Below are 14,747 nucleotides of genomic sequence, written 5' to 3'. Positions count from 1 at the left end.
ATCCCATGCGCTGTCCCTATTGCGGAAATGACGACACGCAGGTCAAGGACAGTCGGCCGACCGAGGATTCGAACGCCATCCGCCGCCGCCGCGTCTGCAACATCTGCGGCGGCCGCTTCACCACATTCGAGCGCGTCCAGTTGCGCGAACTGACCGTGCTGAAGAACTCCGGCCGGCGCGTGCCCTTCGATCGCGACAAGCTCACCCGCTCGGTCGGCACGGCGCTGCGCAAGCGCGATGTCGAGCCCGAACGGGTGGAGCGCATGATCTCCGGCGTCGTCCGTCAGCTCGAAAGCCTGGGCGAAACCGAAATTTCGTCCGAACAGATCGGCCAGTTCGTGATGGAGGGGCTGAAGGGGCTGGATGACGTGGCCTTCGTCAGATTTGCCTCGGTTTACAAGAACTTCTCGGCCGCCGACGATTTCCGGTCCTTCCTCACCGAGCTCGGCGACGATACCGGTAACGACAATTAGCGGCGAATGCCGGTTGCCGCCGCATCATCGGCCCGATATCGGATATCTCACGCCGCGCACCGCAGGCGCACACTGGAACTATCGCACTCTTATGGCCAACCCGATCCCCCGCAATCCCGCCGCTTCGCGCGCCGCCAATCAGCGTGGCGCTGCCCGCCTCGCCGCCGTGCAGGCGCTTTACCAGATGGATGTCGGGCTCCAGACCCTCGAAGAGACGCTGGCGCAGTTCAGCGCCGTGCATCTGAAGCGCGAGATCGAGGGTGAAGAATATCTGCCGGCCGACGCCGACTTTTTCCGCCAGATCGTCTCCGGCGTCATCAAGGCGCAGCTCGAGGTGGATCCCGCGGTCGATGCGGCGCTGCAGGATGGCTGGCCGATGGTGCGTATCGATGCCACGCTGCGCGCCATCCTGCGTGCAGGCGCCTTTGAACTGCTGCGCCGCCAGGATATTCCGGCGCGCGTCGTCATCACCGAATATGTCGATGTCGCCAAGGCGTTTTTCGAGGACGACGCCTGGCGCATGGTCAATGGCGTGCTCGATGCCATAGCGCGCAAGGCGGGCAGGGACGAACCCCTGCGCTGATCGCCCGCCTGCGGGCAAGGCAGAAACGCGAATGACGGACCAAGAGCAAACACCCCCCGAAACCGGATCGCCCGTCCGCAACATCGCGCTGCTGTCGACGGCGCAGGCGATACTGGGTTCCAACCAGGCCATCCTGATGTCGGTCGCCGCGCTGACCGGCGCGATGATGATCACCGACAAGGCCTATGCCACGGTGCCTGTCACCCTGATGATCATCGGCACCGCTCTGGCGACGACGCCAGCGGCCTGGTCCATCCACACGCTGGGCCGGCGCAACGGCTTCATCCTCGGCTCGGCCATCGCCATCCCCGGCGCCTTGCTCGCTGCTTACGCGACCCTGACGTCCAATTTCGTGCTGTTCTGCATCGGCCTCGCCATGCTCGGCACTACCGCTGCCTTCGCCCAGCAATATCGATTCGCCGCCGCCGACAGCGTGCCCGATGCGTGGAAGCCGCGCGCCATTGCCTTCGTCATGGCCGGCGGCGTGGTGGCAGGTTTTGTCGGCCCGACCCTTAGCGCGTTCAGCAAACCGCTCATTCCCGAAGTGGATTTCGCCGGCACCTATCTGGTGATGGCCGGGCTCGCGGTACTTTCGATCGGGGTCCTGTGGTTCACCCGGCTCGCGCCGACCGTCCGCAGCGCCGAACAGCGCCGGGCAGGGCGGCCGTTAGCCCAGTTGATCCGGACCCCCGAGATCATCGTGCCCATGGTCACGGCCGCCGTCAGTTATGCGCTGATGGTGCTGGTCATGGTCGCAGCGCCCATCGCCATGGTCTATGTCTGCGGCCATACGACGGAAGCCGCCGCCTTCGCCATCCAGTGGCATATCGTGTCGATGTACGCGCCGAGCTTTTTCACCGGTTCGCTGATCAGCCGGCTCGGCCCGCAATTGACCGCCGGCCTCGGCCTGCTGGCGATTGCCGCCGCAGCCATCGTCAATCTGACCGGCATTACCGTGGCGCATTTCACTGCGGCGCTGATTCTGCTCGGTGTCGGCTGGAATTTTGGCTTTGTCGCCTCGACAGCCATGCTGGCCAAGGCTTATCGGCCCGAGGAGGCGGCGCGCGTGCAGGGGCTGAACGAGCAGGTCGTCTTCGGCACCATGGCGCTCGCCTCGATCCTGTCGGGCGTGCTGCTCGAAATGATCGGCTGGGACTCGATCAATGTGATGGCGCTGCCGTTTGCGACAGGCGCCATTCTGCTGCTCGGCTGGAGCCAGCTGCGCGGCGCGCGCCAGCCTGGCTGATGAGCGTCAGCCGGTACCCTTTAGGGTGCCGTCAGGAATGCGATGAAAGGCGAGGGCCTTAGAACGTCGACAGCAGCGAATCGAGGAAGCTGCGGTCCTGACCGTAAGACGGCGTCCGGCGGCTATCCATGGCGAAGCTCTTGCCATCCTTGACGCCCAGCCGCTCGGTATCGAGGACCTTGTTGTTCCTGTCGAAATAGACCGCCAGAACGGTACGTTCCTTGCTCAGCTCCATGCCGAACGCGGTCTCCTGCACCTTCTCGCCGATATAGTACCAAGCGGATTCGGAGCCGAAGTTGTTGGTCGCCTGAGGCGAACCGAGCACGGCGGTCACCAGCGCGGCACTCTGGCCGGGGCGGATCTGCACCAGCGCATCCTCGGACAGCGCATAGCCGCGCTGCTTGTTCTGCGTCAGACTGAGTCCGCTGGTGCCACAGGCCGTCAGCGAGACGCCAACCATCACGGCGGCGGTGATTGCAGGGAGGCGGCGGAGAACGGTGCGCAAGGGCATCAAATTGACTTTCCCGATGGCTGTCGACTATTACCGAGACGGCCATGGTCGGCCGCCGGACTGTTTAGCTGCCAAATCATTGATCTGGCAAGCAGGGTTGGTCCAAGCCCACATCAGACTTGCCGGCCGGGACGTTCTCCGACATAGCGCCAGATAGCGAACCCATGATCTTGAACCTGTTCCGAAAAACGCCAGCGCCCAATGCCGTGAATGCCGTCTACAGGTCCATTGTGGCGCAATCCCGACAGCCGATATTCTATGCCGAGTGGGGCGTGCCGGACACGGTAACGGGGCGGTTCGACATGATTTCGCTGCATCTTTCGCTGCTCTTTGCGCGGCTGCGCGCCGAACCCGAGCGCGGCACGCCGTTTGGCCAGGCGGTACTCGACCTGTTCTTCCGCGACATGGATCGCTCGCTGCGCGAGATGGGCGCGGGCGACATGGGCGTGCCGAAAAAGGTGCAAAAGATGAGCAGCATCTTTTTTGCCCTCATGACCAAGGTGAACGAGGCGCTGGAAGCCGGTGATCTGACGACCCTCGAATCAGTGCTGCGGCGCAACGTCTTTGCCGACGATGCCGAAGCAGATACCGCCCCGCTCGCCGCATATCTGCAGCGCCGGCGCCACCAGTTTGCCGAAATCCCCGTCGACGACATCATTGCCGGCCGACTCGAGTCCGCGGAGCCTGTCTGAAATGTCCGAACCTCGCCTGCACATCCCGGAAGCCATGATCCGGATCGACACCATGCCGGCCGAGGGCCGTGAGCTGGATCTGAGCATCAACGCCGAGGACCGCGCCAAGATCGCCGAACTGATCGACGTGACGTCTGTGGACAGCCTGAGCGTGCATCTGCAGGCCACGAAATTCCGCGGCGGCCTGCGGGTCACCGGCAAGCTCGAAGCCGATATCGTCCAGCCCAGCATTGTGTCGCTCGAGCCCGTGGCCCAGACACTGTCGGAGCCGGTCGATCGCATCTATCTGCCAGCGACCGGCAGGGAAATGCCGCAGCCCGAAGCCGCAGGCGCCGAAGTCTATGTCGATCTCGAAGGCGACATTCCGGACTATTTCGAGGGCAAGGAAGCCGATCTGTCCGAGCTGATTCTCGAAAGCCTGTCGCTGGGCATCGATCCCTATCCCAAGCTGGAAGGCGAAAGCCTGGGTGACTATGTGGCGGAAGATGATACAGGCGACGATCTGCCCTTCGCCGGGCTGAAGGTTCTCAAGGATCCTGACGGCGGGGCGTGATCGCGCTTCGGCCTTCGGCTTGCGTGACCCGGGTGAATGAGTATTTTGGCAGCGGCGCCGCTAAGGCCCGTTGGATCAGGCGGTTATGAACGATACCATACGGATATCCGTTGATGCGATGGGAGGCGACCGCGGGCCACGCGTGGCGCTGGAAGGCGCGCGCCTGTTCTGGAGCGAGCGCAAGAACACCAGCTTCATCTTCCATGGCCGGCAGCAGGAACTCGAGCCCCTGCTCGACGAGGTGCCGGAACTGCGGCCCATCTCGCGCATCGCGCATTCCGACAATGTCATCGCCATGGACGACAAGCCGTCCAACGCCCTGCGCAAGGGGCGTGGCAACTCCTCGATGTGGGCGGCGCTGCAATCGGTGAAGGACGGCGAGGCCGATTTCGCCATTTCCGGCGGCAATACCGGCGCGCTGATGGCCATGGCGACCTTCTGCCTGCGGCCGATCGAGGGCATTTCCCGCCCCGCCATTGCCGCCATCTGGCCCACCATCCGCACCGATATCATTGTGCTGGACGTCGGCGCCACGGTGGGCGGCGACGCCCGCCAATTGTGCGATTTTTCTATTCTCGGCGCCGCGCTGGCCCGTGCCCTGTTCGACCAGGAGCTGCCCACCATCGGCCTGCTGAATGTCGGCACAGAAGAGGTGAAGGGCCGCGATGAAGTGCGCGAAGCCGCCCGCATCCTGCAAAAGGCCAGCGGCCACGGCATGGTCTACCACGGCTTTGTCGAGGGCGACGATCTGGGCAAGGGCACCGTCGACGTCGTCGTCACCGAGGGCTTTACCGGCAACATCGCGCTCAAGACCGCCGAAGGCACGGCCCGGCAGGTCGGCACCTATATCAGCCAGGCCCTGAAGGCCGACATGGTCTCGATGCTCGGCGCGGCGATCGCCGGCCAGGCCTTCCAGGCGCTGCGCCGCAAGCTCGATCCGCGCAATATCAACGGCGGTGTGTTTCTCGGCCTCAATGGTGTCGTGATCAAGAGTCACGGGGGCACCGACGAGGTGGGCTTCAAAGGCGCCCTGGGCCTCGGCTACGAGATGGCGCGCAATGACGTCATGACCAAGATTGGCGAAGGGGTGCGCGATTTCCCCACGCTCAAGGGCGAAGCAGAGACTGCGCCACAAACTGAAACCGAGGCGAAACCCGCGTGACTGACAAGAAATCCATCATCCGCAGCGTCGGCGCCTATCTGCCGGCCCGCGTGTTGACCAATGAAGAACTGTCAAAGACGGTCGATACCTCGGACGAATGGATCGTCCAGCGCACCGGCATCCGCCAGCGGCACATCGCTGCCGACGACGAGAACACCTCCGATCTGGCAGCGGCCGCGGCGCGCCAGGCGATGCAGAATGCCGGCATCACCATCGACGATATCGACCTGATCGTCTGCGCCACGACGACGCCGGACGTGACCTTTCCCGCGACCGCCGCGATCGTTCAGCAAAAGCTCGGCATGCACCACGGCGCCGCTTTCGACATCCAGGCGGTCTGCTCCGGCTTCGTCTATGCGGTCGCCACCGCCGACAGCTATCTCAAGAACGGTCTGGGGACCCGTGCCCTGGTGATCGGCGCCGAGACGGCCTCCCGGATTCTCGACTGGAACGATCGCACCACCTGCGTGCTGTTCGGCGATGGCGCCGGCGCCGCAGTGCTGGAACTGGGTGAGTCGGGGGAGGAGCGCGGCGTCCTCGCCACCGCGCTGCGCTCGGACGGGCACTTTTGGAACAAGCTCTATACCGATGGCGGCCCGAGCTCGACACGGTCCATGGGTCATGTCCGCATGGAAGGCAAAGAGGTCTTCAAGCACGCTGTCGGCATGATCACAGACGTCGTCTACAAGGTCCTTGAAGACACCGGGCACACGATTGACGATCTCGACTGGTTCGTGCCGCATCAGGCCAACAAGCGCATCATCGACGGCGCCGGCAACAAGCTTGGATTACCGCCGGAAAAGGTCGTGGTGACCGTCGACCAGCACGCCAACACCTCTGCAGCATCCGTACCCCTGGCACTCAGCACGGCGATTGCCGACGGTCGGATAAAGCGCGGGGATCTGGTGATGATCGAAGCCATGGGCGGCGGTTTCACCTGGGGCGCGTCGCTGATCCGCTGGTAAAGCCTTACCAATCTACGCGAAATAACTGTAAAAGGTCAGTCGAAGTCACATCGATTTCGGCCTAGTCTTTGAATGACAAGGCAGATTGCCAGTCGGAATGCATCGGGTTAGTGTTTCGTTATCCGAAGGTGGGGGCGCCTGCGGGACCTTCTTTCGAAGTGTGCGAAATTTAGGGGCGGCGAATGGCACAGAAAACGGTCACCAGGGCTGATCTCGCGGAAGCGGTGTATGAGGCGGTGGGTCTGTCACGGACCGAGTCGGCTGAACTCGTTGAACGCGTACTGGAATTGATTTCAGACGCGCTTGTTGAAGGGGAGAACGTCAAGCTCTCCTCGTTCGGGTCCTTCCAGGTCCGCTCCAAGAACCAGCGGATCGGGCGCAACCCCAAGACAGGTGAGGAAGTGCCGATCCTGCCGCGGCAGGTTCTGGTGTTCAAACCCAGCAACGTGTTGAAATCGAAGATCAACAAATCTATGGTCCGGACTGGAAAATAAGCCAGTTTCCGGAACAGGGTTGAGTCCTCTTGGACAAGTCTCCTGACGCATTTCGAACGATCTCCGAAGCGGCCGACGAGCTCGACCTGCCGCAGCACGTCCTGCGTTTCTGGGAAACCCGCTTTTCCACCATCAAGCCGCTGAAGCGCGGCGGCGGCCGGCGCTATTACCGGCCCGAAGACGTGCTGCTGCTCAAGGGCATCCGGCACCTGCTGTACGATCAGGGTTTTACCATCAAGGGCGTCCAGAAGATCCTCAAGGATCAGGGCGTCCGCTATGTCATCGGCATCGGCGAGGGGCGTCCTGCCGAAGCGCTGCTGCCGGGTCCTGAGACGCCGGTCGATCTGCCCGCCGAGTCGGCCGAACAGCCGGCAGAAGCCGAAGCCGAAGCCCCGGCGGACGCGGATGGTGAGGCGCGGCCCGCCAAGTCCGGCGGGTTTTTCGGCCTCGGCAGCAAGCAGACCGGCCTCAGCCAGGCCGACAAGGACAAGCTCTCCGACGTGCTGCGCGAACTGCTCGACTGCAAGCGCGTTCTCGAACGGGCCCGCGAAGGCTGACCGGCTGAACCCCGTCACCGCCGCCACCTAGAACACCAGGGGAGGGTGCCCTGTCCAAGACCACAGCCGCCACCGCGGCGCTCACCAAGGCCGGAATCGGTTTCACCCCGCTGCCCTATGACTACGATCCCGACGCCAACAAGATCGGGCTTCATGCCGCGGCGGCCATCGGGCGCGACCCGGCCCAAGTCTTCAAGACCCTGATGGCCGAGGTCGACGGCAAACCGGTCTGCGTCGTCGTGCCATCCGACGGCGAGGTCTCGATGAAAAAGCTCGCCGCCACCTTTGCCGGCAAATCTGCCACCATGATGAAACCGGCAAACGCCGAGCGGCTCACCGGTTTCAAGGTCGGGGGCATCAGCCCCTTCGGCCAGCGCAAGCAGGTGCCGACGGCCATCGACGAGACCTGTGAGCTGTTCGACGACATCGCCATCAATGGCGGCCAGCGCGGCCTGCTGCTGGCGCTGGCGCCAGCCGATGCCATCGCCGCCGCCCAAATGCGCATCGCCGATCTGATGGCTGCGTAACGACCGCTGCCGTGCCATTCGACCGGCTGTGGCACAAATTGGAGTGCTCATGACTGTCCTGCGTATAGTTCCGAACCTTGCAGTGACGTCCATCTCTGCAACGCGCGAATTCTACATCGACCTGTTCGGCTTGGAGGTCGTGATGGACCACGGTTGGATCGCCACTCTGGCCTCCGAACAGTCCGCCTTGGTGCAATTGAGCCTGGCCACAGAGGGTGGATCCGGTACGCCGGTTCCGGACGTGTCCATCGAAGTTGACGACGTCGACGACATCTATCAACGGGCACAGTCAACAGGTTATGACATCGTCTATGAGCTGACGGACGAGCCATGGGGCGTCCGCCGTTTCTACGTGCGCGATCCCGACGGAAAGCTGCTTAACGTCCTTACCCATGTGCGTTGACCATCGCCTGCAGCATGCGTTCGGAGAGGCGCATTCGTCCCTTCCAGTCACCCCGCCACCAAATTGCCCCTTGCATCGAAAAGCGCGCTTCACTAAGGGTCTCCCCAAGTCGGGGTGTAGCGCAGCCTGGTAGCGCATTTGTCTGGGGGACAAAGGGTCGTCGGTTCAAATCCGGCCACTCCGACCATCTCTCCCCCATCTTCGAAAGGTTTTGGATTGGACAGCGCCACAAGCGATCCGGTCCCGGCTGAGTACGGCTTGGTGGAGGCAGGGCTCTCGCTCTGGCCCGGCCTCGAAGGCGCGCGTGTCACGCTGATCAACATCTCCGAAAACCATACGTTCCGGCTCGATCTGCCCAGCGGTGGCGCGCGGATCCTGCGCCTGCACCGGCCGGGCTATCAGTCGCGCGATGCGATCTCCAGCGAACTGGCCTGGCTCGACGACCTGGCCAATGGCACCGAAATCCCCGTGCCGCACCCGTTTCCCGGCAATGACGGCGAAGTGCTGCAGATCCTCGGCGATGACCGCCCGGCAGTGGTCTTCGCCTTCGAGCCCGGCGATGAGCCGACCCTCGATCAGGACCTGACGGCTCTGTTCGAAACCTTGGGCCGCTATGCCGCGACGCTGCATGAGGCGGTGGGCGATTTCCAGCCGCCGCGCGGCTTCACCCGCCCGCGGCTCGATGCCGAAACGCTGCTCGACCCTGCCGGGGCTTGGGGCGACTGGCGTCAGGCGCCGGGGGTGACCCCGGCGATCGCCGAACGGCTGGAAATCCTCGAAGACCGCCTGCGGGCGCGGCTGGCCGACTATGGCACGGTCCCGGACCGCTTCGGCCTCATCCATGCCGACATGCGCCTCGCCAATCTGCTGGTCGACTACGAGCACGTGACGCTGCTCGATTTCGACGATTGCGGCTATGGCTGGTGGCTCTACGACCTTGCCGCGAGCCTGTCCTTTCACGAGACCTCGCCGCAGGTGCCGGCGCTGATCCGCAGTTGGCTGACCGGCTACCTGTCGGTGCGCGAACTCGGGGCCGAACATATCGGCATGCTCGACGACATGATTATGCTGCGCCGGCTGTCGTTGCTCGCATGGATCGGCTCGCATCTCGAAACCGAGACGGCGCAAGAGCTTGCCGGACATTTTGCAGAGGACACGCTGGGCCTCGCCGAGCGCTACCTCAACCGCCGGCGCTGATCAGAGCCAGCGCTCGTTGATGACGATCGTGTCGCCCGGGAAAATCGGGAAGTCGAGGCTCACGGCCCCTTTGACCATCTCCTGGCCCTGGCGGCGATAGATGATCGCCTTGCTGCGCTCGGCCGTATCGGTATAGCCGCCCGCCGTGCTGATCGCCGCGCGCACCGTCATGCCATAGACGTAGCTGAACTGGCCGGCCTGGTTGACCGCGCCCTGGATGAAGAACGGCCGATAGGTCTCGATTTCCACCGCCACGCTGGGCTCGCGTATATAGCCGGCAGCCAGCGCAGAGGTGATGGCGGCGGCCGCCATCTGCGTGGTCTTGCCCCGCACCGACACCGAGCCGATCAACGGCATGGAAAGCTTGCCGGCGTCATCGACGCGATAGCTGTTGGTCAGTTCCGCTTCGCCATAAACGGTAATGCGCACCACATCGCCGGAATCCAGCGTGTAGGGGCCTTTCACTTCCACCAGATAGGTCGCCGGTGCCGCATTCATCGCGCAGGCCGCGGCGAAGGGAAGCACAAGCAGGACAAGGAATAGGCGCAGCCAGCGCATCGGAACTCCGGACTTCGATGAGCCCGCACTATCCCGCGCGCATGGTTAACATTGTGCTTAAAACCTCGGCGATTGGATGCATAACGCAACAGTGGCTTAACGGTATGCTTACCACGTTGGGGCAATGCTGATCGTGCAACAAAGGGTGCGTCATGAGTTCGGACACACGAGTTACCGATATGCGTCAGGCCGAGTCCATCGAGCCCGAGGTTACTATCAACCTGCCTTGGCGCGCCGCGCTGAACATGGCCGTGGTGACGCTGGCCCTTGTTGCACTGAGCTTTGCCATTTTGCAGTTCGTGCCGCGCAGCTTTGAGGCCAGCACCACACTGATGATCGAATCGCGCGGTGCAGGGCAGGGGGTGACAACCAACGCCGAGAGCGCCGAGACCCTCCAGCGGCTGGCCCGATCGCCCGACCTGCTCGTCGACGCCGTCGACCAGCACGGTTTGCGCACCCGTCCGGAATTTGCCGGCACGGCCAGCACGCCGCTTGCGCTTGTGACCCAGCTGATTGCCCCGGCCGCCGAGCCCCGCAATATCGACCAGACCGTAATCGATGCACTTGCCGAACGCGTCACCGTGGTACCGGGCGCGCGCGACGGCACTCTGGTGCTCTCGGTGCGTGCCGACGATGCGGAACTCGCCGCCGACCTTGCCAACACCATCGCCGGCGCCGCCATCACGCGCCGCAGCACGCTGCTCGCCAGTGAGGACGCCGAAAGCGCTGCCTGGCTCAGCGCGCAGATCGACAGCCTGCGCAGCACGGTTGCCGAGGCCGAAGCGGCCGTCAAAGCCTATCAGGCCAAGAACAACCTCCTCCTCGACGCGGGCGCGGCCAGCACTGCCGACAGCCAGCTCGCGACCGTCGCCGGGCAGATCGCCATGGCGCAGCAGCGGCGCACTGACGCCGAAACGCGTGCCGAGCTCATTCGCAGTCTCGCCAGTTCCGGCCGGTCGCTCGAAGGGGTCGCGGAAATCCGCGAGTCGGTCGTCATGCAGCGCCTGCTGGGAACACTGGCCGACCTGCAGAGCCAGCTGACCGAAAAGTCGGCGACGCTGCTCAACAACCACCCGACCATCAAGAACCTCCGCGCCCAGATCGGTCAGGTCCAGGCCCAGATCAGCGCCGAGGCCCGCCGTGTCGCCGCCGCGCTCGATGCCGAAGCCAGCGTTGCCGGAGAACTCGAAAACCGCCTGAAGGCCGAGCAGGCGCGTGCCAGCGCCGCCGCCGAAGACGCATCGGGCACAGTCGCGACCCTCGACGGCCTGCAGCGCGAGGCCAGAACGCAGCGTGCCTTGCTCGACACCTATCTGTCGGAATTCGCCGAAGCTCAGGCGCGTGCCGAATCCAGCGCCGATCTGTCGGACATGCGCGTCAGCGCCGAGGCGGTGCCGCCCAAGTCGCCGGTCTTCCCCGATATTCCGCTGACCCTCGTGACGGTTGCGCTGTTCGCGATTGCCGGGCAATTGCTGCTCCGCGTCTGGCCGACGCTGTCGCTGCTCGTGCCGCGCCGCGATGATGCCGGAGAGAGTGAAGTCGAGGCAGAGGCCCGGCAGGCCGAGATCGCCGATGTCGAACTGCCCTTCGCGCCGCTCGACACGCTGGACGACCAGATGGCCCGTGCCCTCGATCTGGCTGTCGCCAATGACGAACCGGCGCCAGCCAATGCTGCCGAGACAGATGACTCCCGCGCCGACGCCATCGCCCCCGATGCGATCGCCATTGTCGGTCGCGACGAGAACGTCACCGACGCAATCATCGATGGCCGGCTGCGCATCGTGCTGCTCTCGGCGCTCGACGACAGCGCCGACGCCGAAGCGGTCGCCACCTGGCTCATCGAAGATACGCTCGACGCCGGTCTCAGCGCCGTCATCGTCGATGCCGGCAGTGGTGCCTGCAGCCGTGATCCCGGTCTGTCCGATCTCACCGCCGGCCGCGCCGACTATGGCGATGTCGTTCATGCCGCCGGCAAGAACCTCGCCGAAGTGCCGTGGGGGCGCTTACCGCGCCACGACTTGCGCTCGCCGCGCGCCAAAACACTGCTCGAGGCGCTCGCCGACATCTATCATCTGGTGCTGGTCAACGCCGGCGATGCGGCGACGGTCGAGCAGCTGCAAGCGCTGGCTGGCGAGGCGAGTTCGGTACTGCTGATCGCCGGTCGTCAGACCCGCGCCGAATCTGTCGAAGACGCCGAATTCGCAATCACCCATAGCGGTCTGACGCTGGCAGCCACCGTCGCCGCGCCGCGGGCCCGCGCCAACGTGGCCTGAGGGCATGCCGCAACCGAGGCACACGCTCACCCGGTTTGGCGCTGAGATCGCCTGGGGCACGGGGCTGACCCATATCCTGCGCCACGCACTGCCGGTGCGTGGCATCATTTTGGCGCTTGAACGCGTGTTGCCGGAAGATCCGGCCGATTTCGCCCCCAATGCCACCCGCCAGATCAAGCCCGACTATCTGCGCGCCGTGGTGCTGCGCCTGCGCAAGCTCGGCTACGAGACGGTGAGCCTCGACGAGGCGATGACCCGGCTCGATACGGATGGCGCCAAGCCCTTCGTCGTCGTCACCTTCGACGGCGCCTATCGCGATGCGGCGCGTCATGCCCTGCCGCTGCTGCGCCAGCTCAGGTGCCCCTATGCGATCTACGTGCCCACCGCCTGGGCCGATGGCGTCGGCATGATCTGGTGGCAGGTGATCGAGGATATCGTCGCCACCCAGTCCGCCATTGCCGTCACCTATCTCGGCGACACCGAATATCTGCCGGCGGGCTCGCTCGAGGAAAAGCGCACCGCCTATGCCGAGTTGCACGCAAGGCTGAGCCGCATGGGTGAAGCCGATCGCCTCGCCGTGGTGCGCGAACTGGCCGAGCAATATGGCCACGACACCGCCGAGGCCTGCCGTGAACTGGTGCTGGATTGGCCCGAGCTCGCTACCATTGCCTCCGACCCGCTGTGCACCATGGGCAGCATGACCGTGACGGCAGGTGACCTGTCGCAGATGGCGCCGCCGGTGATCCGCAACGAGATCGAGCAGGCCAATCACATTCTCGCGGCCCAGCTCGGCGAGCCGCCGCGCCATCTCGCCTATGCGGGGGAGGTCGATGCCCGCGCCACGCGCATTTTCGCCGAGGCCGGGCTGCACTCGGCCGTGACGCGGCGCACGGGACCGGTCACCAATGCGCACCGCACCGAGCGCTATGCGCTGCCGAGGGTGCCTCTGCGCGGCGACTGGCAATCGCGCCGCCTGATCGATGTTCTGGCCGCGCCCGGGCTGCTGCCGCTGCTCGGCTATTGATCCTCGGGGCGCGACATCCAACTGATGATCCAGGCGGCGGGGAAGAACCAGCCCATGCCGGCGATCGCGAAAAAGCCGATCAGCACCCACCACACGGCGCCCTCGAGAAAGCTGAGATAGACCCAAACCGCCAGTGCCGAGTAGATCACCAGCGAGGCGGGGATCATCATCGTGCCGAGCAGTTTGCGGGTGCGCAGGGTCATGGTTCAGGTCGCCTCAGGGGGGCTGCGGCATCACGGTCGTTGTGCCGCGCGGCAAGTGGGAGTAGCTCTCCGCCGTTCTATGGAGCCATGACCCAGTGAGCGCAACCGCACAAACCGCCACACCGACCCACTCACCTGACCGCCTGCGACCGGTCCGCATCTGGCTGTATGTCGTCGCTGCGCTGGTCCTCACCATGGTGATCGTCGGTGGCGCTACGCGGCTGACCGAGTCCGGTCTGTCGATTACCTCGTGGAAGCCGGTCTCCGGCGTCATTCCGCCGCTCTCCGATGCCGACTGGCAGGCCGAGTTCGAGGCCTATCAGCAAATCCCACAGGGCCAACAGAACGCCTGGATGGGGATCGAGGATTTCAAGGGCATCTTCTGGTGGGAATGGGCGCACCGCTTCCTCGGCCGCGTGCTCGGCTTCGCCTTCGCCATTCCCTTCGTGATTTTCCTCGTGCAGCGGCGCTTCACCTGGAACCTGGCTCTGCCGCTGGCCGGACTGTTCGTCCTCGGCGGCTTTCAGGGCTTGCTCGGCTGGTGGATGGTGTCCTCCGGCCTGTCGCAGCTGACCTCGGTGTCGCAGTATCGTCTCGCGGCGCATCTGTTCGCCGCGTCATTGCTGTTCATTGCGCTCATCTGGGTCGCCCGTCGCCTGCGCCCGCTGCCCGATCCGGCACCCGTGCCATCGCCTGCTGGCTGGCCCGTGGTCGTCCTGCTGCTGCTGATCCTCTTGCAGATCGTCGCCGGGGCCTTCGTTGCCGGGCTCGACGCCGGCATGGGCTACAACACCTGGCCGCTGATGGATGGCGCCCTGATCCCTTCGGGCCTCGACGTCATGCAGCCGGGCTGGAAGAACTGGTTCGAGAATGCGCTGACGGTGCAGTTCAACCACCGCAATCTCGCCTATCTGCTCACCGCCTACGCCATTGGCCTCGTCGTCTGGCGCGCCCGCAAGACCGGGGTTTCCGGCGTCCACGGCTGGCTGCCCCGGATCGCAGTGCTGATCGTCGTCCAGGTGGTCCTCGGCATCCTGACCCTCGTCACCATGGTCCCGATCTCGCTGGCCCTCGGCCACCAGGCCCTCGCCTTCATGCTCGCCGGCGCCACAATCGCCTATCTCGCCGACTCCACCCCGCGCCGCGATTGACGGCATTTTATGTAAATCCAGACCACACGCTCAACCACGTCGCTTAGCGTGGTCTTATTCTGTCGATGTCACCGTAGTTGCAAGAAACGGCCAGTAACGGCCGTACAACATACGGGGTAGGACAATGAATATCTCTCGAGTTGTAATCGCGGTGACTGCATTGAGCACCGTCTGT

The 14,747-nt window shown here is 64.4% G+C and carries 18 protein-coding genes and 1 tRNA gene; 16 read left to right on the top strand and 3 right to left on the bottom strand.

Translation table 11 applies throughout. The features are described from left to right. Positions 1 to 5: 5 nt before the first annotated feature. The 3 genes from nrdR (at position 6) to ACN0TK_RS12830 (ending at position 2,302) form a co-directional block, all read left to right on the top strand. Complete coding sequence (gene nrdR, locus ACN0TK_RS12840) at positions 6 to 473, top strand: transcriptional regulator NrdR (RefSeq protein ID WP_417309900.1); 468 nt, start codon at positions 6 to 8, stop codon at positions 471 to 473. Positions 474 to 564: 91 nt separating this feature from the next. Further along, positions 565 to 1,056 carry a transcription antitermination factor NusB gene (nusB, locus tag ACN0TK_RS12835; RefSeq protein WP_417309941.1) on the top strand — a complete coding sequence of 164 codons (492 nt, stop codon included), beginning with the start codon at positions 565 to 567 and terminating at the stop codon, positions 1,054 to 1,056. A gap of 31 nt (positions 1,057 to 1,087) precedes the next feature. Next, positions 1,088 to 2,302 (top strand): MFS transporter, encoded by a 1,215-nt coding sequence (locus tag ACN0TK_RS12830; protein WP_417309899.1) that lies wholly within the window; start codon positions 1,088 to 1,090, stop codon positions 2,300 to 2,302. 58 nt (positions 2,303 to 2,360) lie between these two features. Here the strand turns inward: ACN0TK_RS12830 and ACN0TK_RS12825 are convergent, their stop codons facing one another. Further along, complete coding sequence (locus tag ACN0TK_RS12825; protein WP_417309898.1) at positions 2,361 to 2,813, bottom strand: outer membrane protein assembly factor BamE; 453 nt, start codon at positions 2,811 to 2,813, stop codon at positions 2,361 to 2,363. A 164-nt stretch (positions 2,814 to 2,977) separates the two neighbouring features. On the opposite strand from ACN0TK_RS12825, the gene ACN0TK_RS12820 reads away from it, so the two are divergent. The 10 genes from ACN0TK_RS12820 to ACN0TK_RS12775 all read left to right on the top strand — a co-directional run bounded on the left by ACN0TK_RS12820 (position 2,978) and on the right by ACN0TK_RS12775 (position 9,363). After that, a complete protein-coding gene (locus tag ACN0TK_RS12820; RefSeq protein WP_417309897.1) occupies positions 2,978 to 3,505 on the top strand; it encodes a ubiquinol-cytochrome C chaperone family protein in 528 nt (175 codons plus the stop codon). Position 3,506: 1 nt separating this feature from the next. Further along, the gene (locus tag ACN0TK_RS12815; protein ID WP_417309896.1) at positions 3,507 to 4,058 is read left to right on the top strand and encodes a YceD family protein; all 552 of its coding nucleotides are present in this window, start codon (positions 3,507 to 3,509) and stop codon (positions 4,056 to 4,058) included. Between the two features lie 85 nt (positions 4,059 to 4,143). Continuing rightward, positions 4,144 to 5,220, top strand: a complete 1,077-nt coding sequence (gene plsX / locus ACN0TK_RS12810) for a phosphate acyltransferase PlsX (RefSeq protein ID WP_417309895.1) — start codon at positions 4,144 to 4,146, stop codon at positions 5,218 to 5,220. A gap of 14 nt (positions 5,221 to 5,234) precedes the next feature. Beyond that, the gene (locus ACN0TK_RS12805) at positions 5,235 to 6,185 is read left to right on the top strand and encodes a beta-ketoacyl-ACP synthase III (protein ID WP_417309940.1); all 951 of its coding nucleotides are present in this window, start codon (positions 5,235 to 5,237) and stop codon (positions 6,183 to 6,185) included. A gap of 182 nt (positions 6,186 to 6,367) precedes the next feature. Then, a complete protein-coding gene (locus ACN0TK_RS12800; protein WP_417309894.1) occupies positions 6,368 to 6,679 on the top strand; it encodes an integration host factor subunit alpha in 312 nt (103 codons plus the stop codon). A gap of 29 nt (positions 6,680 to 6,708) precedes the next feature. After that, a complete protein-coding gene (locus tag ACN0TK_RS12795) occupies positions 6,709 to 7,236 on the top strand; it encodes a MerR family transcriptional regulator (protein WP_417309893.1) in 528 nt (175 codons plus the stop codon). Between the two features lie 50 nt (positions 7,237 to 7,286). Then, positions 7,287 to 7,763: a Cys-tRNA(Pro) deacylase gene (gene ybaK / locus ACN0TK_RS12790; protein ID WP_417309939.1), complete on the top strand. Its 477-nt coding sequence runs from the start codon at positions 7,287 to 7,289 to the stop codon at positions 7,761 to 7,763. A 49-nt stretch (positions 7,764 to 7,812) separates the two neighbouring features. Next, positions 7,813 to 8,166, top strand: coding sequence for a VOC family protein (locus tag ACN0TK_RS12785; RefSeq protein ID WP_417309892.1), 354 nt, complete (start codon positions 7,813 to 7,815; stop codon positions 8,164 to 8,166). Between the two features lie 110 nt (positions 8,167 to 8,276). After that, positions 8,277 to 8,353: transfer RNA gene (locus tag ACN0TK_RS12780), tRNA-Pro, on the top strand. A gap of 29 nt (positions 8,354 to 8,382) precedes the next feature. Then, positions 8,383 to 9,363 carry a phosphotransferase enzyme family protein gene (locus tag ACN0TK_RS12775; protein ID WP_417309891.1) on the top strand — a complete coding sequence of 327 codons (981 nt, stop codon included), beginning with the start codon at positions 8,383 to 8,385 and terminating at the stop codon, positions 9,361 to 9,363. Here ACN0TK_RS12775 and ACN0TK_RS12770 read toward each other — a convergent pair whose 3' ends face one another. Then, positions 9,364 to 9,921, bottom strand: a complete 558-nt coding sequence (locus tag ACN0TK_RS12770) for a polysaccharide biosynthesis/export family protein (RefSeq protein WP_417309890.1) — start codon at positions 9,919 to 9,921, stop codon at positions 9,364 to 9,366. Positions 9,922 to 10,073: 152 nt separating this feature from the next. On the opposite strand from ACN0TK_RS12770, the gene ACN0TK_RS12765 reads away from it, so the two are divergent. Then, positions 10,074 to 12,194 (top strand): GumC family protein, encoded by a 2,121-nt coding sequence (locus tag ACN0TK_RS12765; protein WP_417309889.1) that lies wholly within the window; start codon positions 10,074 to 10,076, stop codon positions 12,192 to 12,194. A 4-nt stretch (positions 12,195 to 12,198) separates the two neighbouring features. Next, complete coding sequence (locus tag ACN0TK_RS12760; RefSeq protein WP_417309888.1) at positions 12,199 to 13,218, top strand: polysaccharide deacetylase family protein; 1,020 nt, start codon at positions 12,199 to 12,201, stop codon at positions 13,216 to 13,218. On the opposite strand, the gene ACN0TK_RS12755 is transcribed toward ACN0TK_RS12760, so the two are convergent. Continuing rightward, positions 13,212 to 13,421 (bottom strand): DUF2842 domain-containing protein, encoded by a 210-nt coding sequence (locus ACN0TK_RS12755; RefSeq protein WP_417309887.1) that lies wholly within the window; start codon positions 13,419 to 13,421, stop codon positions 13,212 to 13,214. The genes ACN0TK_RS12760 and ACN0TK_RS12755 overlap by 7 nt on opposite strands. 95 nt (positions 13,422 to 13,516) lie before the next feature. Between ACN0TK_RS12755 and ACN0TK_RS12750 the strand changes: the two genes are divergently transcribed. Beyond that, entirely contained in the window at positions 13,517 to 14,572 is a 1,056-nt protein-coding gene (locus ACN0TK_RS12750) for a COX15/CtaA family protein (RefSeq protein WP_417309886.1), read from the top strand. Positions 14,573 to 14,747: the final 175 nt, after the last annotated feature.

Source organism: Devosia sp. (assembly GCF_048261455.1).
In the GTDB taxonomy this organism is placed as follows: Bacteria; Pseudomonadota; Alphaproteobacteria; order Rhizobiales; family Devosiaceae; genus Devosia_A.
Note: the sequence above shows the minus strand (reverse complement) of the source record. Positions and strands in the feature narration are given on the sequence as shown.